The organism is Acinetobacter sp. ABJ_C5_2, assembly GCF_044538485.1.
Classification (GTDB): Bacteria; Pseudomonadota; Gammaproteobacteria; order Pseudomonadales; family Moraxellaceae; genus Acinetobacter; species Acinetobacter nosocomialis_A.
The window spans coordinates 15757-33499 of sequence record NZ_JBIUCS010000007.1 but is presented as its reverse complement, the minus strand read 5'-3'; the positions used below and the strand labels follow the sequence as shown (position 1 = coordinate 33499).

Annotated in this window: 17 protein-coding genes; 10 read left to right on the top strand and 7 right to left on the bottom strand. The window is 38.7% G+C overall.

The features are described from left to right. Window positions 1-257: 257 nt before the first annotated feature. From ACH8JV_RS09715 to surA1, 3 genes are all read left to right on the top strand, one after another. Window positions 258-737, top strand: coding sequence for a CinA family protein (locus ACH8JV_RS09715; RefSeq protein WP_263613474.1), 480 nt, complete (start codon window positions 258-260; stop codon window positions 735-737). Between the two features lie 285 nt (window positions 738-1022). Next, complete coding sequence (locus ACH8JV_RS09710) at window positions 1023-1229, top strand: hypothetical protein (protein ID WP_263613473.1); 207 nt, start codon at window positions 1023-1025, stop codon at window positions 1227-1229. Window positions 1230-1333: 104 nt separating this feature from the next. Next, entirely contained in the window at window positions 1334-1651 is a 318-nt protein-coding gene (surA1, locus tag ACH8JV_RS09705) for a surface antigen protein 1 (RefSeq protein ID WP_000132044.1), read from the top strand. A 234-nt stretch (window positions 1652-1885) separates the two neighbouring features. On the opposite strand, the gene ACH8JV_RS09700 is transcribed toward surA1, so the two are convergent. Both ACH8JV_RS09700 and ACH8JV_RS09695 read right to left on the bottom strand, forming a co-directional pair. After that, entirely contained in the window at window positions 1886-2314 is a 429-nt protein-coding gene (locus tag ACH8JV_RS09700; protein WP_343569479.1) for a hypothetical protein, read from the bottom strand. A gap of 265 nt (window positions 2315-2579) precedes the next feature. Next, complete coding sequence (locus ACH8JV_RS09695; RefSeq protein WP_263613471.1) at window positions 2580-2726, bottom strand: hypothetical protein; 147 nt, start codon at window positions 2724-2726, stop codon at window positions 2580-2582. A 967-nt stretch (window positions 2727-3693) separates the two neighbouring features. Between ACH8JV_RS09695 and ACH8JV_RS09690 the strand changes: the two genes are divergently transcribed. After that, window positions 3694-3981 carry a hypothetical protein gene (locus tag ACH8JV_RS09690; protein WP_263613470.1) on the top strand — a complete coding sequence of 96 codons (288 nt, stop codon included), beginning with the start codon at window positions 3694-3696 and terminating at the stop codon, window positions 3979-3981. 4 nt (window positions 3982-3985) lie between these two features. Here the strand turns inward: ACH8JV_RS09690 and ACH8JV_RS09685 are convergent, their stop codons facing one another. Then, window positions 3986-4891, bottom strand: a complete 906-nt coding sequence (locus ACH8JV_RS09685; RefSeq protein WP_396520960.1) for a LysR family transcriptional regulator — start codon at window positions 4889-4891, stop codon at window positions 3986-3988. A 111-nt stretch (window positions 4892-5002) separates the two neighbouring features. On the opposite strand from ACH8JV_RS09685, the gene ACH8JV_RS09680 reads away from it, so the two are divergent. Continuing rightward, window positions 5003-6241: an SGNH/GDSL hydrolase family protein gene (locus ACH8JV_RS09680; RefSeq protein WP_396520958.1), complete on the top strand. Its 1239-nt coding sequence runs from the start codon at window positions 5003-5005 to the stop codon at window positions 6239-6241. A 46-nt stretch (window positions 6242-6287) separates the two neighbouring features. On the opposite strand, the gene ACH8JV_RS09675 is transcribed toward ACH8JV_RS09680, so the two are convergent. The 4 genes from ACH8JV_RS09675 to ACH8JV_RS09660 all read right to left on the bottom strand — a co-directional run bounded on the left by ACH8JV_RS09675 (window position 6288) and on the right by ACH8JV_RS09660 (window position 10979). Beyond that, entirely contained in the window at window positions 6288-7571 is a 1284-nt protein-coding gene (locus tag ACH8JV_RS09675; protein ID WP_396521049.1) for a DcaP family trimeric outer membrane transporter, read from the bottom strand. A gap of 243 nt (window positions 7572-7814) precedes the next feature. Continuing rightward, window positions 7815-8486 carry a class I SAM-dependent methyltransferase gene (locus ACH8JV_RS09670; protein ID WP_396520956.1) on the bottom strand — a complete coding sequence of 224 codons (672 nt, stop codon included), beginning with the start codon at window positions 8484-8486 and terminating at the stop codon, window positions 7815-7817. Window positions 8487-8556: 70 nt separating this feature from the next. Then, complete coding sequence (locus tag ACH8JV_RS09665; RefSeq protein ID WP_396520954.1) at window positions 8557-10251, bottom strand: AMP-binding protein; 1695 nt, start codon at window positions 10249-10251, stop codon at window positions 8557-8559. A gap of 110 nt (window positions 10252-10361) precedes the next feature. Beyond that, complete coding sequence (locus tag ACH8JV_RS09660) at window positions 10362-10979, bottom strand: TetR/AcrR family transcriptional regulator (protein WP_000120687.1); 618 nt, start codon at window positions 10977-10979, stop codon at window positions 10362-10364. Between the two features lie 144 nt (window positions 10980-11123). On the opposite strand from ACH8JV_RS09660, the gene ACH8JV_RS09655 reads away from it, so the two are divergent. The 5 genes from ACH8JV_RS09655 to ACH8JV_RS09635 are packed head-to-tail and all read left to right on the top strand — an operon-like array spanning window position 11124 to window position 17637. Then, window positions 11124-12296 carry an isovaleryl-CoA dehydrogenase gene (locus ACH8JV_RS09655; RefSeq protein ID WP_114271627.1) on the top strand — a complete coding sequence of 391 codons (1173 nt, stop codon included), beginning with the start codon at window positions 11124-11126 and terminating at the stop codon, window positions 12294-12296. A 24-nt stretch (window positions 12297-12320) separates the two neighbouring features. Further along, a complete protein-coding gene (locus ACH8JV_RS09650; protein ID WP_017481557.1) occupies window positions 12321-13922 on the top strand; it encodes a carboxyl transferase domain-containing protein in 1602 nt (533 codons plus the stop codon). Window positions 13923-13931: 9 nt separating this feature from the next. Beyond that, entirely contained in the window at window positions 13932-14735 is an 804-nt protein-coding gene (locus tag ACH8JV_RS09645; protein WP_029424159.1) for an enoyl-CoA hydratase/isomerase family protein, read from the top strand. Window positions 14736-14746: 11 nt separating this feature from the next. Then, window positions 14747-16738, top strand: coding sequence for an acetyl/propionyl/methylcrotonyl-CoA carboxylase subunit alpha (locus ACH8JV_RS09640; protein ID WP_396520951.1), 1992 nt, complete (start codon window positions 14747-14749; stop codon window positions 16736-16738). Continuing rightward, window positions 16735-17637, top strand: coding sequence for a hydroxymethylglutaryl-CoA lyase (locus tag ACH8JV_RS09635; RefSeq protein WP_396520949.1), 903 nt, complete (start codon window positions 16735-16737; stop codon window positions 17635-17637). The genes ACH8JV_RS09640 and ACH8JV_RS09635 overlap by 4 nt, the downstream gene beginning before the upstream one ends. The last annotated feature ends 106 nt before the right edge of the window (window positions 17638-17743 follow it).

The following is a 17743-nucleotide window of genomic DNA, read 5'->3' as shown; positions in this document are numbered from 1 at the left end:
TTTAAGTTTGTTATTTTGCGTTATTAAAAATTAGGACAAACCACATAAATCAAAAAAATTCAAAGATATACAAATTAACGCAAAATTACATTTAAACTTTTAGAATTATTTAAGCTGCTGTTTTTATATAAAATTTGCAAAACTTAATCTAAATTTACATTAATTTCACCATCAAAATTATAAACATTAAAAAAATAACAAAGCAAACAGTTAAATAGTTTTATAACATTTTAAAAACAATTAAATGGAGAATTAAAATGTTTAATTCATGTTGCAAATTATTAGCAGATGAAAAAATTAAAATTGCTTTTTTTGAAAGCGCTTCTGCTGGCTATCTTGCTTATCGTTTCTCTTTGAGTCCTTATTCCGGAGATATTCTTATAGGTAGTCTTGTAAGTTATGACCTTCGTGTAAAGGAAAACACCCTACACATTTCAGAGCAACTTATTGAAAAATATACAGCCGAATCAATGCAAGTGACTGTTGAAATGATTAATAAAGGAAAAGAACTTTTGCATGCTGATCTGTATGTTGCCTGCACAGGTCTCTTAAAAAAAGGAGGATCTGAAACAGAGGAAAAACCTGTAGGAACGTTCTTTTATTCAATATATTATAAAAACAATTTTTATAATTTTAGACGTGTTTTAAAAGGACCAGCCTTTTTAAAACTTAGAAAGTTGACGTACTATATTACTCAAGATATAAAACTTATTATATTAGATGAAAAAGCCTCTTAAATTATATAAAAAGTTAACAAATATACATTTGGAAATATTTATTATCTTTCTTAAATATTATTTGCTGAAATGTAATTTTTTAAACATTCATATTAATAATGTTTATGCCTAAAAATCACATTCACTAAAAATCAGTAAGTTATTTAAAATTGATAGTTTTTAAATTTACATTTAAATATAGGGTAACACCCCTACCCTACACATTTAAAAGCTACATGTTTTAATAACCCTATCTGAAGCTCTCAGATAAAACACATCGTCATAATTGATATGAGGTAATTAAAAATGAGCACTACTAATAATCAAGCAAATCAACGCAATAATCAGCAACAGCAACAACAGCAAAATGACTCTCGTAACAACCAACAGCAACAAGACAATCAACAACGCAATAATCAGCAGCAACAGCAAAATGATAACCGCGGCCAACAACAAGGATCTAACCAAAAAGATTCTGGCCAACAAAATTCAAATAACAACCAACAACGTTAATTGTTTGTAGTTGTTCTTTGATGCGGTCGATCATTTAGGAAGGTGAACTCACCTTCCTAAATCTAATATAAGCATAAAATTCAATAAAATATGAGGGAATTCTGATGACAGATCAAAATACAGATCATGCTCAATTAGTAGCTGGCGATCATAACTATTCTGACTCTCGCTGGCGTGAAAGCTATCTTACCCGACCTTATTACCAAGAAGCGCAATTAACAACACCAGATCTAGATTATGATCGTGATTTTTCTGCTGCTTATGAACTTGGTCATCGGGCTCGTTCTGAATCTAAGGAAGGAACTCAGTTTGAAGACATGGAAGGTAGTTTGCAGCAAAAATGGGAAGAACTCAAAGCTGAGTCTCGCTTAAAATGGGAACACGCGAAACAAGCCATTAAAGATGCATGGGATGACATTTAACGCCCTCAAACGGTCCAAAGCTATAAGCTTATTTCCTATTGGCCCTGGGAAATAGGCTTTTTTATTGTTTTTGCTTTGCTCACGTTTTGCTTTTACGCCATAAATCTCAAAATCGTTAATGCAAGTACCATCTGTAAAAATACATAAACATATCTGTCCCCTTGAATATCCATAATTACTGGCTTATCAAAATAAAAACCTGACTTAAATCATCAAGTCAGGTTTCCTTTAAAATCAATTTTGATTTTTCTTAAAATATTCAATTATTTCTTCACCATTATTTACCGGCTTTTTCTGTGAAGGATAAGTTTCCTCATAGGCATAGGCTGGTAATGTAATTTTGGCCTGAATTGGGGGTAATTTCTCTTGCCCACCTGTTGTAATCCGCTCAATAAAACCAGCAAGCCAAAGTACAAACTCCTGTGTATTCTTACTTTTAGGAATAAGACTTAAATCCAATTTAATTTTTGACTCTTGTAAAGGCTTAATTAACAGCTCAGCGAAATCAATATAATTATATAAAAGCTTTAGCTGTGTCCCCTTAATTTCATGTCTGAGCTCAATCATCAAATTGTTAAGATCTTCCATTGGTTCATCCGTAAAACCTTTTTTTTCTTTAACATTTTGATATATTTTCTCAGCTATTTTTAAATATTGGGGCATATCCTTACCTTTATAGTTCATTATTACTAAAATGAATTTTGGATGAATATAAGTAAGCTATTGTGTTTGTTTTATTAACTTTTTGAAAAGATATATTTAGTTTGCAACAATTCAGAAACACTAACAACCCAGACCACCAACTCAATATAATTAATTGATTAATATTATATTTTCACGTATTTAATTTTTATTAAGCAATCTTTCCTAGATAAAATACCTATAAAAAAAGCCCACTTAATAAGCAGACTTTTTTAAGAAAAACTAATTATTGTGAGTTTCTATTCATATCATGAGGTGCTGCAGGATCACTTGCTTCATGCATTCCATCATTTCTTGAATTGCGGTCTTGGCAAGCGCTCATACCCATAGCAATTGCAAGCACCATACTCACTGCACAAAAGATTCTTACCATTTAGATCACCTTTATAAATATTAAAATGTAGGTTTATGAATAACATTATCTTATGTTGGCCTACCGCAGTGGTTCTCTTAACTTTTGTAGATTATGCAAGCTTATGTAAAAACCCTAAAATATGATTAATAAAATTATATTTCTTGCAATTGAAATTTTGGTTATTTTTTGGCAAGCAGTGGATATACTCCATAGCTCAAATTATAAAAATCGAATTATTAAATAGTTTAGCCAAACAACACATCTAATTAACGGCATTGATATACTATATAAATAAACAATTAATAAATATTTGATATATATGATTAAAAAACGACACCGCCAGTAAAATAAAAATTAGTTATAGCCATATAATATTTTTTAATTTTTCTATTTTCTAAATAAAAACAGGTAAATATTTATATCAATTTATATAAATCAATCTTTTATTTTTGCAATTGACCCACTCTAATGCTCAGCTTATGATGCTCGCGCTGACAAATTTTGTCAGTCGGTTTTAGCAGACCGTCTACCTAAGTGCACTAAAAACATGTTTTTTGGTGTGAAGCCCCTCGTGCCTTTGATGGAGGAACGAGAGTGGGACACCTTCGGGTGTGCTGGTTTCTTAGGTATCAGTCTGCTAACCCCCTTTCGTTTCACCACCATAATGATTAGCAATGAGTGGGCGTAACTTCTTTTAATCAAGGAGTCACTCATGACTATTATTCTATTTTTTTACATTCTCTTATTGATCTTACTTACATTAGACATCTTTTATTTATTCAGGCATTTTTTAGAGATCGCTCTACTCACCCCTCTAAAATAAAACCCTTATATAGAGTTCAAAAATTGTTTACTTAATCCTTTTGCCTACCCATCTATATAAGTTGGGATCAAAAGTTTTATGTATACAAACTCCACATCATAAAGATTAGAACTTCTATCAACATCACTTAACGATAACAACAACCTATGCAGAGTAACAATAATGTTTTTTCTCTATCGTTTTGTTTTGGTGAGCCTTCTTACAATCAGTGTTTTAAATCTAATGGGCTGTAGACCCATGAGTAAAAATGAATTTAATACGCGTTGTGTGTGGGCGGGACATGACCTTTCACAGTGTAATTGTATTTATAACTCGTTAGAGCAGCACTATTCGCCACAGTTTGTGGAAAGCTTACCCAAAGTGAGTTTGCAGAACATTGATACCAAAATGAATTTTGTAGAAACCATGAATAAAACAATGCAACAGTGCCAATTTAGCGCAAGAAAATAGTGTACTAACCTATAGGAGCATGCTCTACCAAAAAATCTAAAAATGCACGTACACGATTAGGGACATATTTATCATGACCAATCCAAACAGCATGAAACTCTTCAGAAGCACGAATATTCCAGTCTTCAAGAATTTTGACGAGTTGTTTTTGATGTAATGCTTTTTGGATTTGAAATTCATTGAGTTGAGCAATACCAACACCTGCTAGTACCAACTGTAAAATTGCTTCACCGTGGTTTACTTTCAAAACTCTAGAGGGGGTTAGATTAATTTCCTGATCTGCTCTTTTAAATAGCCAAGTTTTATTCTGGCGCTGATAACTTACATCTAAAAGCTGATGTTCATGTAGTTCATCTGGATGTTCAGGGCAACCATGCTGTTCAATGTACGCGGGTGAACATACATAAACTTTATACGTACTACCGAGTGAGCGAGCCACCAAATTGGAACTTTTTAATGGTCCTGTCCGAATTGCAACATCAATTCTTTGCTCAACCAAATTAATGACTTCGTCACTCAAATGAGCCTCTAACTCAATTTGTGGGTAGCGCTGATTAAATAAGGAAATACACGGTAATAAAAAATGCGTCCAATATGAAAGACTGGTATGGATTCTAATTCGCCCTTTCGGTATATGATTTGCGGTAACGGATTGTTCAAGTTCATCTAAATTATTGAGTATTTGAAGACCTTGCTCATAAAATTGGCATCCTTCACTGGTAAGCTGAAACTGACGTGTTGAACGGTTCAATAATCTGACACCAAGTCTTTTTTCTAAACGGGAAATTAACTTACTGACCGCAGACGGCGTCATATCACATGCCCTTGCTACGGCTGAAAAACTTCCAAGCTCGACCACACGTATAAAAATTGCCAACTCGCCAGATCGATTAATATCAAAATAAGACATAACAAAATTTATTTATGAATTGTATTCACAAATCTTATTCCGCTTAGCCCGCTATAACAAGGCATCAATTTATTTCAAGATATCTTTAATTTGTTTTAAAGAGTTCACGAGATGAAACTTTATCAAGCCATCCTATTTTCTTTGGATTTATTTACGAGCGTTGCACAAGCTGAAGTACCAAAGCACCAATGGATTACCACTTGGTCTGCGAGTCCTCAAAAAGTTTGGAATAAAGACTTCGTTTTTCCAACCCTTATTCCAGAGCAAATATCCAACCAAACAATTAGGCAGGTAAGCCAAATTAGTTTAGGTGGTAAAGCCGTTCGGCTTGTTTTTACCAATCAATATGGTGAGCAACCTCTTTATATAGATCAAACAACAATTGGTTTAGCGAACGCAGCAAGCCTGAAATCTAAAAGCACCTATCCTGTTTATTTTTCTGGTCAACTTAAAGCAAGAGTTTTACCAGGTAAACAACTGGTGAGTGATCCAATCAAGTTAGCTGTTCCCGATCATGCTCAATTGGTGGTGAATAGCTTTATTCGAAAACCAACAACGTTTAAAACATTCCATTGGGATGCGAAACAAACCAGTTGGATCATTGCTGGAAACCAGACAACAAATTTAACTGCGCCAACCGATGCCAAAACAACAACGGCACGATTATTACTGTCGGCAATCGAGGTAAAACCCAAAGAGAAAGCTCAGGTGGTTGCTGTTATTGGAGACTCAATTACCGATGGGGCGACTGCAACCTTAGATGCTAATACGAGATGGACCGATTTTTTGGCTAAGCGTTTATCTCCACATCAAGTAGCAGTAATTAATAGCGGAATTTCAGGAAATCGACTGCTTACCGATGGTATGGGCGATAGCGTCTTAAAACGTTTAAACAGTGAAGTATTTCAATATTCTGGTGTTAAAACTTTAATCGTTTTGATTGGTATCAATGACATTTCATGGCCCGGTACAGCGTTTGCTCCTAAACAGCAAATACCTTCTTTTGAAGTCTTAACTAAAGGTTATCAACGTGTTGTAAATGAAGCTCACCAACACGGTATTCAGGTGGTTGGTGCTACTTTACTTCCGTTTTCAAGCGCTTTACCTAACACCCCTTTAGATAATTACTATCAACCCAACAAAGATCAATTACGTCAGCGCATTAACCAATGGATAAGAACCAGTCATACTTTTGATGGTGTACTTGATCTTGATGAAGGTTTAAAAGATCCAAAACATCCCAATCGGTTAAATCCAATTTATGATTCAGGAGATCATTTACACCCCAATGACCACGGTAATCAACACATGGCAGAATTGGTACAGTTAGACCAGATTATTAAAAATTAATAATTGCTCCATCAGGTGAACCTATTCACCTGATGGGAATAACTATTTAGAAATCGTAACTCGCTATCATGTTAAAGCGGTTATCAATCCCGTTACGACCATCGAAAGTTTCTCGTTCGCCATATACATATTCAACACCTAAGGTAATTGGCTTGTATGGGTTATACATCGTATTTACCCAGCCCTGCCAAAGCTGTTTGTTTTGAGTCGTGCTATTGTGCTGTAATTCGGCAAAACGGTTATCGTCTTTAGCTTTCATATAGCCATAGCCCAAAGTCGAGCGAATTTTCGGTGTAAATTGATGAGTTATACCTAAAGAAACCGTGTCGAATTCATTACTATGCATATTGTTTTGATCATCTATTGCATAGCCACTATTGCTCCACAATAAGAAACGTCCATCGCCTTTGACATGGTAATAATCGGCTTTAAGTAAAGTATCTGGTGTCATTTGGTATTTACCGCCAAAACCTACGCCCCAAGACCATTCACTGTCATTATTGGTTCTTTTTTCTGCAACAAAACTACGGCCTGATAACATCGAACCATTGGCAAATTTATGATTTAAACGTCCGACTAAAGCAGGTAAACGCATTTTGTTATCTGGGTCTGTTGCCGCTGTATATTTCGGGTCTTCAACTGATACTGCAAAACTTGTATTTGCCGTTAAGTTATCGCTATAGCGAACCATTGGCGATCTAAGCAAGGCACTACCTACAAATGTACCTGCATCAATCGTTTCTGGGTAATATTCAGGTGCAATAAATGTCGACCATGTTTGACCAATCAACCATTTATCAAAGGTTAAATAAGCATGGCGTATACGAAACTGATCACGAGTAGCAGCCCCAAAGAAGTCCATTTCCAGTTTTCCACCCACATCGCCAGCAGTTGTCGGTGTTTTAAAATTCAATCCGAAACGGGTCACATAAACCGTACTGTGCAATTGGTCCTTCTGGGCAGATTCTTCTGGCGTATGTTCAAGTGGAACCCCACTAATATTGTTATACATCGTAGATGCACCCTTAATTTGATAAGAAGCATCTGCCCGTATATATCCATATAAGTTAAATTCTGTACCAGATTTAGTTAATACTTGCTGTATAGATTGCGGAGCTTGAGTAACTACAGGAGCAGCTTGTTCTACTCTTTTTTGAGCTAAAGATTTTTGAGCCTCCATATTAATTTGTAGCATAGCTCGTAGTTCTTTTATTTCTTGGCGAAGTTGCTCTATTTCAGGGTTTACTTGGCCTGCAAAAGCAGAAGACATAAGCAGAGTCACAGAAACTGCCAACAAGCTTTTTTGAATCGTTGTATTTAAAATTTTCATCATGAAGTTTTCCTTTAGACCTTTAAGTAGTCTTAAAAGTCTCGACATCCTTTTTGTTATGTACCTATCTAAAATAGATCCTTGAAAATTTGCCTTTCTTTCACAAGAAAGACGTTCCCTCATATTTTTTAGATCCACCCTCCCTAGTGCAGCAAAAGCAACTTTTTAATTTTCCATTTTTTATATTCTCTTCCACATTGAGAATATTCGGTTTTAAACCCTTATTTATATTCCCCAATAGTATTATTTTTTTGCAATAAACCCTTGATAAGTCAAAATTTGCGTATATGGCTGTACGCTTTCAAAGCCTGTCTCTTCCAAAAGTTTTATATATCCTTCAGTCGTTAAACTAAAAAAGTCCTCCGCCATACGCTCCAACATTTTTTGACATTGTTCTTCTGTTAACCCTTGAGCCAAACACAAATAATGTAATGCTTGAAGCTGCTGTGGATTTACACAAGTCATGAGGTCATAGGTAAGTAAAGGCGCTTTTTCTTTTAAGCGCTTATAAATATCCTTAAAGAAGGCTGGTTTTATGTCATCTGCAATAAAATGAGCCACAAGAATAGAAAGTGCAGCATCAAAGCAATTCTCGAGAGGTAAAGCTGAAGTTTCACCGTGAACAAAAGTGACTTGGGCAGATTTACCTAAAATCTCCACCTGCTCCTGAGCTTTTTGCAGCATGGTTAAAGATGGATCAACCGCTGTAAATTGCCAGTTTGGATGTCTTTTAAGTAAATATTCGAGTTCGTAACCCGTACCACAGCCCACAATTAAGATATGAGCATTAGGTTTCAACACCGATTGCAAAATGGCATCCACCTGTGGGTGGATCACTTCATAGCCCGGAATTAATTTACGAATATGCGCATCATATCCTTCGACTACTTTAGGGCTATTAAAGTCTTTTGCCATTTTGCGTGTCCTCTATTTAAACCGTATTTCGATTTTCCTTTGCTGCACTTTGACCGAGCTTTTGACTTATTTAGTCAAAGACATTTCCCGTTAAATTAAGTTCAGCTCGCATAATTTCCTGCAATTTAAACTTTTGAGCTTTACCAGAAGCAGTCATTGGAAACTCATTGAAGAATCGGACATAACGCGGCACTTTATTATGGGAAATGTGTTCTTTGCAGAATTGACGAATGCTGTCTTCATCAATTTGATGATGCTCATGCAAAATAATACAAGCACAGAGTTCTTCACCATATCTGGCATCTGGTAAGCCAATGACTTGGACATCGCTTACATCTGGATGGGTATATAAAAAGTCTTCAATCTCTTTTGGAAACAGATTTTCCCCACCACGAATCACCACATCTTTAATACGGCCTTTAATTTTAATAAAACCGTCTTGATCCATTTCGGCAATATCACCCGTATGCATCCAGCCAGCTGAATCAATGACCTCTTTGGTCTTTTCTTCTTCACCCCAATAACCAGCCATCACGGAATAACCACGAACACATAATTCACCTAAAGTCCCTTGCGGAACAATCTGTCCTTCTAAATCGACAATTTTAATTTCAACATGCGGATGAACATGCCCAACTGTGCTTACCCGTTTATCGATTGAATCGTTTACCGAACTTTGTACACTCACTGGCGAGGTTTCAGTCATGCCATAACAAATGGTAATTTCTGACATATGCATTCGGTCTATAACACGCTGCATAATTTCACGTGGACAAGGACTTCCCGCCATAATGCCCGTTCTTAAGCTCGATAGATCAAATTCATTAAACTGTTCATGTTCTAATGTCGCAATAAACATGGTTGGCACGCCATAAGCTGCCGTGCAACGTTCTTGATGAATCGCTTTTAAAGTTTCTAAAGGATTAAATACCGCCGATGGATAGACCATGGTTGACCCATGCGTCACACACGCCAGATTCCCCATCACCATGCCAAAACAATGAAATAAAGGCACAGAAATACAGACTTTATCTTGAGGGGTTAAACGTATCCCTTCACCGACAAAATAACCATTATTTAAAATATTATGATGGGTCAACATGGTCCCTTTAGGGTTACCTGTTGTACCTGAGGTAAATTGGATATTAATGGTTTCATCAAACTGATGTTGCTTCGCTAATTGTTTTAATTGTTCTAGCTGTTCAGAAGTTGGGGTAGCAACTAAATCACTAAAGCGATAAATACCCGTATGTTGTTGGTCATCAATTTTAATGACAAATTTTAAATGTGGTAGTCGCTCTGAACTGAGCACTTTATCTGGACTATTAGTTAATTCAGGGGCAATTTTTGTGAGTAATTCTTGGTAATCAGTCGTTTTGAATTGAGAAGCAATAATCAATCCTTTGCATGAGACTTTATTCAACACATATTCAAGTTCATGGCTTTTATAAGCTGTATTGAGATTGACTAAAATAATCCCTGCTTTAAAAGCTGCAAATTGGGTTACCGTCCATTCCACACAATTAGGCGACCAGATCGCTAATCGATCTCCTTTTCTTAATCCCAATTTTAAAAGGCTACAAGCAAAAGCATTTACTTCATCTTGTAAAGCTTTATAGGTTAATCGTCTGTTTTGATGAAAACTAACGATTGCTTCCTTTTCAGCATATTGCCGACAGGCCTGATCAAATTGTTCACCAATGGTCATACCCAATAAGGGCTGTGTGCTTGGTCCCGAGGCGTAGCTTAACCGTTCTTGTTGCATTGAATCATTCTCCTTGATTCTTCTAATTCTCTTCTTACCTGATCTAATTGTTGTTACTGCAACTACTTTTCCAAACTACTTATTTTGTGTTGTTTTAACCTTTATATGCCCTATTTCTTCTGCACAGCGTCTACACAAAAGTCAGCAATCTGTTTTGAAAAATAGTCTTTATGCGCATGATCAAACTTTGTATTTTGAGCTGGGTCTAGGGGTTCAACCACCACATAGGTCATAGCACCGACTACACAAAGTGCTGCTGTGTTTAAATCATCCAAGACAAACTCACCACTTGCATTTCCATCCGCAAGTATTTTTTTAATACTTTGTTTAATCAATTGCTTCACACGAAAACGCTCATGTTCAACCGTTGAATCGACGGGTTCAAACATGAGTGAATATGCAAGCTGAGGACTATTGAGTGCCCGTTTTACAAAGGTTGCCACCGCCTTGTGTAATTTCTGCTTTGCCGATAAATCACTTTCGGTAATCGAATCAATCACCAATAGCTCTGTATTAATGGCATCAGACAAAACTTCAATTAGCACTTGGCTTTTATTATCGAAGTAGCGATAAACCAGTCCACTAGATACACCCGCTTGCTCTGCAATTGTTTGTATTTGCGCGTCCTTAAATCCTCCCTCTGAAATTATTTTTCTGGCTGAATTCAAAATCGATTTACGATTTTGCTCCATCCGCTCTTGCATTAAAGATGATCGTTTATAGCTCATAATTTATTCTCTAACAAATAAAATGAATTGTAAATCATTTTATGAATCTGTATTCACTTTTTCAAAAAATCATTGTATGTTACTTATCAAATACCCACAAAATATTTTATGGACAACAAATATAACCAATAGGATGAAAATATCATGAACCTACGCAGCTTGAATTTCGGTCTAGATGAAACTTTAATTGCGCTTCAAGATTCGGTAGCCGCATTTTGTGCAAAGGAAATCGCACCAATTGCCCAACAAGTTGATCAAGACAACAAATTCCCTGCACATCTCTGGAAAAAATTCGGAGATATGGGCCTTTTAGGTATGACGGTTTCTGAAGAATATGGCGGTGCCAATATGGGTTATTTAGCTCATATTATTGCTATGCAAGAAATTTCTCGTGCTTCGGCAGCCATTGGTTTGTCTTACGGTGCTCATTCTAATTTATGTGTAAACCAGATTAACCGTAACGGTAACGAGCAGCAAAAACAAAAGTATTTACCAAAATTAATTTCCGGTGAATATGTGGGTGCCCTTGCGATGTCTGAACCGAATGCGGGTTCTGATGTCGTCAGCATGAAATTACGTGCTGAGCAAAAAGGTGATCACTACGTTTTAAACGGTTCAAAAATGTGGATCACCAACGGTGGTGATGCAGATGTACTTGTGGTTTACGCTAAAACTGATCCGCAAGCTGGTGCGAAAGGCATGACCGCTTTCTTAATTGAAAAAGGCATGAAAGGCTTTAGTCACGGTAACCATTTAGACAAACTCGGTATGCGTGGCTCTAACACTTACCCGCTGTTCTTTGACAATGTAGAAGTACCTGCTGAAAACGTACTCGGCGGCGTGGGTAACGGTACAAAAGTACTCATGAGTGGTTTGGACTATGAACGTGCAGTTTTAAGTGCTGGCCCTTTAGGTATTATGGATGCCTGTTTAGATGTCGTGATTCCTTATTTACATCAACGTGAACAGTTTGGCCAAGCTTTAGGTGAATTCCAGCTTATGCAAGGCAAACTTGCCGATATGTATTCAACATGGTTGGCATGTAAAGCCCTCGTCTACGCTGTTGGTGCTGCGTGTGACAAAGCTGACCATGACCGCAGCCTACGTAAAGATGCCGCAAGTGCCATTTTATATGCTGCCGAAAAAGCAACATGGATGGCTGGTGAAGCAATTCAAACTTTAGGCGGTAACGGTTATATCAATGAATTCCCTGCTGGCCGTTTATGGCGTGATGCAAAACTTTATGAAATTGGTGCAGGAACTTCTGAAATTCGCCGTATGTTGATTGGCCGCGAACTCTTCAATGAAACCAAATAATAATTATAAATAAGGATGCATCTTATGAACCAATTACAAAGCAAGATTAATGTTCGAAGTGAAGACTTCAAAACTAACCAGCAAGCCATGCAAACATTGGTCACAGATCTCAAACAAGTTGCCCAGCGTATTGCTTTAGGCGGTGGTGAAAATGCCCGTCAAAAACATTTGGCTCGAGGTAAACTTTTACCCCGTGAACGTATTGATCAACTGATTGATGTCGGTACGGCATTTTTAGAAATTGGTCAGTTGGCAGCGTACAACGTTTATGAAGATGATGTTCCTGCTGCGGGTGTGATTGCAGGTGTTGGTCAAGTCAACGGCATTACTTGTATGATCGTTGCCAACGATGCAACGGTTAAAGGTGGAACGTATTACCCACTTACGGTTAAAAAGCATTTACGCGCACAAGAAATTGCCGAACAAAATCATTTACCTTGTATTTATTTGGTAGATTCAGGCGGTGCCTATTTACCAATGCAAGACGAAGTCTTCCCAGACCGAGATCATTTCGGGCGCATTTTCTATAATCAGGCACGCATGTCGAGTCTTGGTATTGCCCAAATTGCTGTGGTAATGGGAAGCTGCACCGCAGGTGGTGCTTATGTTCCGGCCATGTCTGATGAAACGATTATTGTACGTAATCAAGGTACGATTTTCTTAGGCGGCCCTCCTCTAGTAAAAGCTGCAACTGGCGAAGTGGTGAGTAGTGAAGACTTAGGCGGTGGTGATGTCCACACACGTCTTTCGGGTGTAGCTGACCATTTAGCTGAAAATGATGAACATGCAATTGCGATTGCACGAAACATTGTCGCTAACCTTAATAAAAAGCCAAATGACTTAAATAAACAAGTCGATGAGCCTCTATTTGATGCATCGGAACTCTATGGCGTGGTGCCAAGTGATGCGCGTAAGCCTTTTGATGTACGTGAAGTGATTGCCCGTATTGTAGATGGCTCTCGTTTTGATGAGTTTAAAGCACGCTTTGGCTCAACACTGATTACTGGTTTTGCTTCACTCTATGGTATGCCAGTTGGCATTATTGCCAATAACGGGATTTTATTCTCTGAGTCTGCACAAAAAGGTGCGCACTTTATTGAGTTATGCACCCAGCGTAATATTCCATTGTTATTCCTACAAAACATTACTGGCTTCATGGTCGGTCGCCAGTATGAAAATGAAGGAATTGCAAAAAACGGCGCCAAATTAGTGATGGCAGTTGCAACCGCAAATGTACCAAAACTCACCCTAATTATTGGCGGTTCTTTTGGTGCAGGTAACTACGGTATGTGCGGACGTGCTTATTCACCACGCTTTTTATGGACATGGCCTAACTCTCGTATTTCAGTGATGGGCGGTGAGCAAGCAGCAAGCGTACTCTCGACTTTAAAACGTGATCAGATTGAGCAGAAAGGTGCCGAGTGGTCAGCACAAGAAGAAGATGAATTTAAACAACCGATTCGTGAACAATATGAACGTCAAGGCCATCCTTACTATGCTTCTGCCCGCCTTTGGGATGACGGCGTAATTGATCCAGCTCAAACTCGTCAGGTACTTGGTTTAAGCCTTGCCGCCGCTATGAACGCTCCAATCCAGCCAACCAAATTTGGCGTGTTCCGCATGTAAGAGGTGTATATGAGCTATCAATTTTTACAACTCGAACAACAAGGTCAGGTTGCCTATATTTGGCTGAACCGCCCTGAATTGCACAATGCATTCAACACCACAGTCATTGAAGAGCTGCATGCTTGCTTTAAACAAATCAATACACGTGATGATATTCGTGTTGTGGTTTTAGCGGGTCGCGGCAAAAGCTTTTCGGCAGGTGCCGACCTCAACTGGATGAAACAGGCAGGTCAGGCATCTTCAGCAGAAAATGAAGCAGATGCATTAAAACTTGCGCAAATGCTTGATGCACTTGCAACACTTAAACAACCGACTATTGCTCGCGTGCATGGCATTGCCTTTGGCGGCGGTATGGGCTTAGCATCGGCATGTGATATTTGCATTGCCAGCACTGATGCCAAGTTTGCAACCTCTGAAGTTCGTTTAGGTCTTGCTCCATCTACCATTAGTCCTTATGTGATTCGTGCGATTGGTGCAAGACAAGCTTCCCGTTACTTCTTAACTGCCGAGCGGATTTCAGCACGTGAAGCCAAGCAAATTGGTTTAGCACACGAAGTAGCAGATGCTGAAGACTTAGATAAAAAAGTTCAAGAAATTATTGATGCTCTATTACTCGGTGGCCCGCACGCTCAAGCGGCTTCAAAACAACTCATTCAAATGGTGAGCAACCAGACCATGAGCAATGACTTGCTGCAACAGACAGCACATCATATTGCTCAAGTTCGTCAAGGCAGTGAGGCAAAAGAAGGTCTAAGTGCCTTTTTAAATAAACAACAGCCTGCTTGGGTTTCTAACTCGAATAACAACAATTAAGGACGATCATCATGTTTGAAAAGATTTTAATTGCGAACCGTGGCGAGATTGCCTGCCGCGTAATTCGTACAGCTAAAAAATTAGGTATTAGAACGGTTGCCGTTTACTCAGATGCAGACGCAAATGCACAACACGTCAAACTTGCAGATGAAGCGGTTTATATTGGTCAGTCCCCTGCAACACAAAGTTATTTACAGGTTGACCGTATTATACAAGCGGCGATTGATACAGGCAGCCAAGCGGTTCATCCGGGTTACGGCTTCCTTTCTGAAAATGACCAGTTTGCACTCGCTTGCCAACAACACAACATTTGCTTTATTGGCCCGCCAGTGGACGCCATTTTAGCGATGGGCTTAAAAGCAACCTCTAAAGCTTTAATGGAAAAAGCAGGTGTTCCTTTAACACCGGGTTATCACGGAACCAACCAAGATGCTGACTTTTTAAAGCAACAGGCAGACCGAATTGGCTATCCTGTTTTAATTAAAGCCAGTGCTGGCGGCGGTGGTAAAGGCATGAGTCTAGTTGAACGCAGTGAAGATTTTCTGCATGCCTTAGCCTCTTGTAAACGTGAAGCCAAATCGAGCTTTGGTAATGATGATGTCTTGATTGAGCGTTATGTGATTCAACCGCGCCATATTGAAGTGCAAGTGTTTGGCGATACACATGGCAACTATGTACATTTGTTTGAACGTGATTGTTCGGTACAACGCCGTCACCAAAAAGTGTTAGAAGAAGCCCCTGCTCCACAAATGCCAAGCGAGAAGCTCGATGCAATGCGCCAAGCTGCAATTGATGCTGCACGAGCGGTAAATTATGTTGGTGCAGGTACGGTTGAGTTTATTGTGGAACAAGACGGTACGGCGTATTTCATGGAAATGAATACCCGTCTGCAAGTCGAGCACCCTGTTACTGAAATGATTACAGGTGAAGACTTGGTCGAGTGGCAACTTCGCGTCGCTTATGGCGAACCTTTACCTAAACTACAAAACGAATTAAAAATTCACGGACATGCGCTTGAAGCGCGGATTTACGCTGAAGAACCAGAAAAAGGCTTTTTACCTGCTATTGGTAAAATCGACTATTTGCGCTATCCAACTCAAAACCAATATGTGCGTGTAGACAGCGGTATTATTGAAGGCGATGAAATCACGACCTATTACGACCCAATGATTGCCAAACTCATCGTATGGGGTAAAAACCGTGAAGCTGCACTTATTCAAATGCAAAATGCTTTAAGCCAATTCCATGTCGATGGTTTAGGCAACAATATTGCCTTTCTGGAAAAGATTGTTCGTAGCGAATCGTTTAAACAAGCCAAGCTTGATACCAACCTGATTCAACGTGAACAAAACTTCTTGTTTAGCCCTGAAGAGATCAAACCGGAACTGGTGGTAGCAGCGGCATTTATTGAGTTTTTAAGCCAACTTAATAACAACAGTTCAAGCCAAAAACAGCTTTGGCAGGCTCAACCGCTTTGGCGTTTAAATATTGCCTATCAGCACAGTATTAAACTGAACTATTTAAACCAAAATATTCAAATTAAATTTGCCTCAAATGAAGATGGCTTCACCGCAGAATATAATGGGCAAAGCTACCCAATTTCAGGTCAATTGATTGATGCACATACTGCCTCTGTTCAAATTGGTGAGACTCAGCAAAAGCTACCTTTTAACCAAAGTCAGCAAGGCATTACCTTGTTCCAAAATGGTCAAAGCTATAAGTTTGCTTATATTCGCCAAGACTTTAATCAGGCAGATAGCCAAGCCGATGAAGGTCACTTAAAAGCACCAATGCCGGGTGTGGTTACACAAGTGCTAGTCAGTGCAAATCATAGCGTGAAGAAAGACGATATTTTAATGACGCTTGAAGCAATGAAAATGGAATATACCATCCGCGCCCCTAAAGATGGCGTGATTGTAGACTCCTATTTCCAAGTCGGTGATCAGGTCAAAGCTGGCGATGAGCTTGTGGAATTTCAGCCTGCTCAGGAGGAAGTTGCATGAGTGAGTTTGTCAAAATCGTGGAGGTCGGTCCCAGAGACGGCCTCCAAAATGAAAAGCAGGCTTTAACTGTCGAACAACGCTTAAACTTTATTAATGACCTAATCAGTGCAGGCCTAAAATCCATTGAAGTCGGTTCATGCGTTTCGGCAAAATGGGTACCGCAAATGGCTCAAAGTGACGAGCTATTTAAGTTATTACCTCAAACAACCGATGTGCAATTTAGTCTGCTCACTCCCAATATTAAAGGTTTTGAAACTGCTCAAGCGGTAGGATGCAAAGAGGTTGCGGTGTTTACCGCAGCTTCTGAAAGTTTTACCCGCAAAAATATCAACTGCTCTATTGATGAAAGCTTTGAAAAATTTAGCGATGTCATGAGCGCGGCAAAAGCACATAACATCCGTGTGCGCGGTTATGTCTCTTGTGTTGTCGACTGTCCTTATGAAGGTGCAATTGCTCCTGAGCAAGTGGTGAAAGTTGTGAAACGGCTCTATGACATGGGCTGCTATGAGGTGTCTTTAGGTGAAACTATTGGCACAGCAACACCAGATCGCGTTCAAAAGGTTTGGCAAGCATGCCTCGCTGAACTCGACAGCAAGGTTTTGGCTGGGCACTTCCACAATACCTATGGCATGGCGATTGCCAATATTTATCAGTCTTTACAACAAGGCATTCGTGTTTTTGATTCGTCTCTTGCAGGACTTGGCGGTTGCCCTTATGCCAAAGGTGCTTCTGGCAATGTATCGACCGAAGATCTATTTTATTTGCTGTCACACATGGGCTTTGAAACTGGCATTGACTTAGAAAAACTGATGCAAGCCAGCAAAAATATTAGCAACGTATTAAACCGAAAAAGCTTGTCGAACTATGCAAATGCGTATTGGCAAACCAAGTGTGCCTAATAATCAATTAAAATAGGTCTGCATCTGGTATAAGGCTTAATATTAGGCAAAGTACCAGATCATCCTCTCTCTTTTTTATCTCATTCTGTTCAGGAATTGGGAATAA

Coding starts and splice junctions, on each gene's coding strand:
- ACH8JV_RS09680 (WP_396520958.1), top strand. CDS start 5,003: ATGAAACTTTATCAAGCCATCCTATTTTCTTTGGATTTATTTACGAGC.
- ACH8JV_RS09655 (WP_114271627.1), top strand. CDS start 11,124: ATGAACCTACGCAGCTTGAATTTCGGTCTAGATGAAACTTTAATTGCG.
- ACH8JV_RS09665 (WP_396520954.1), bottom strand. CDS start 10,251: ATGCAACAAGAACGGTTAAGCTACGCCTCGGGACCAAGCACACAGCCC.
- ACH8JV_RS09675 (WP_396521049.1), bottom strand. CDS start 7,571: ATGAAAATTTTAAATACAACGATTCAAAAAAGCTTGTTGGCAGTTTCT.
- ACH8JV_RS09640 (WP_396520951.1), top strand. CDS start 14,747: ATGTTTGAAAAGATTTTAATTGCGAACCGTGGCGAGATTGCCTGCCGC.
- ACH8JV_RS09700 (WP_343569479.1), bottom strand. CDS start 2,314: ATGCCCCAATATTTAAAAATAGCTGAGAAAATATATCAAAATGTTAAA.
- ACH8JV_RS09660 (WP_000120687.1), bottom strand. CDS start 10,979: ATGAGCTATAAACGATCATCTTTAATGCAAGAGCGGATGGAGCAAAAT.
- ACH8JV_RS09635 (WP_396520949.1), top strand. CDS start 16,735: ATGAGTGAGTTTGTCAAAATCGTGGAGGTCGGTCCCAGAGACGGCCTC.
- ACH8JV_RS09645 (WP_029424159.1), top strand. CDS start 13,932: ATGAGCTATCAATTTTTACAACTCGAACAACAAGGTCAGGTTGCCTAT.
- ACH8JV_RS09690 (WP_263613470.1), top strand. CDS start 3,694: ATGTTTTTTCTCTATCGTTTTGTTTTGGTGAGCCTTCTTACAATCAGT.
- surA1 (WP_000132044.1), top strand. CDS start 1,334: ATGACAGATCAAAATACAGATCATGCTCAATTAGTAGCTGGCGATCAT.
- ACH8JV_RS09670 (WP_396520956.1), bottom strand. CDS start 8,486: ATGGCAAAAGACTTTAATAGCCCTAAAGTAGTCGAAGGATATGATGCG.
- ACH8JV_RS09650 (WP_017481557.1), top strand. CDS start 12,321: ATGAACCAATTACAAAGCAAGATTAATGTTCGAAGTGAAGACTTCAAA.
- ACH8JV_RS09685 (WP_396520960.1), bottom strand. CDS start 4,891: ATGTCTTATTTTGATATTAATCGATCTGGCGAGTTGGCAATTTTTATA.
- ACH8JV_RS09695 (WP_263613471.1), bottom strand. CDS start 2,726: ATGGTAAGAATCTTTTGTGCAGTGAGTATGGTGCTTGCAATTGCTATG.
- ACH8JV_RS09715 (WP_263613474.1), top strand. CDS start 258: ATGTTTAATTCATGTTGCAAATTATTAGCAGATGAAAAAATTAAAATT.
- ACH8JV_RS09710 (WP_263613473.1), top strand. CDS start 1,023: ATGAGCACTACTAATAATCAAGCAAATCAACGCAATAATCAGCAACAG.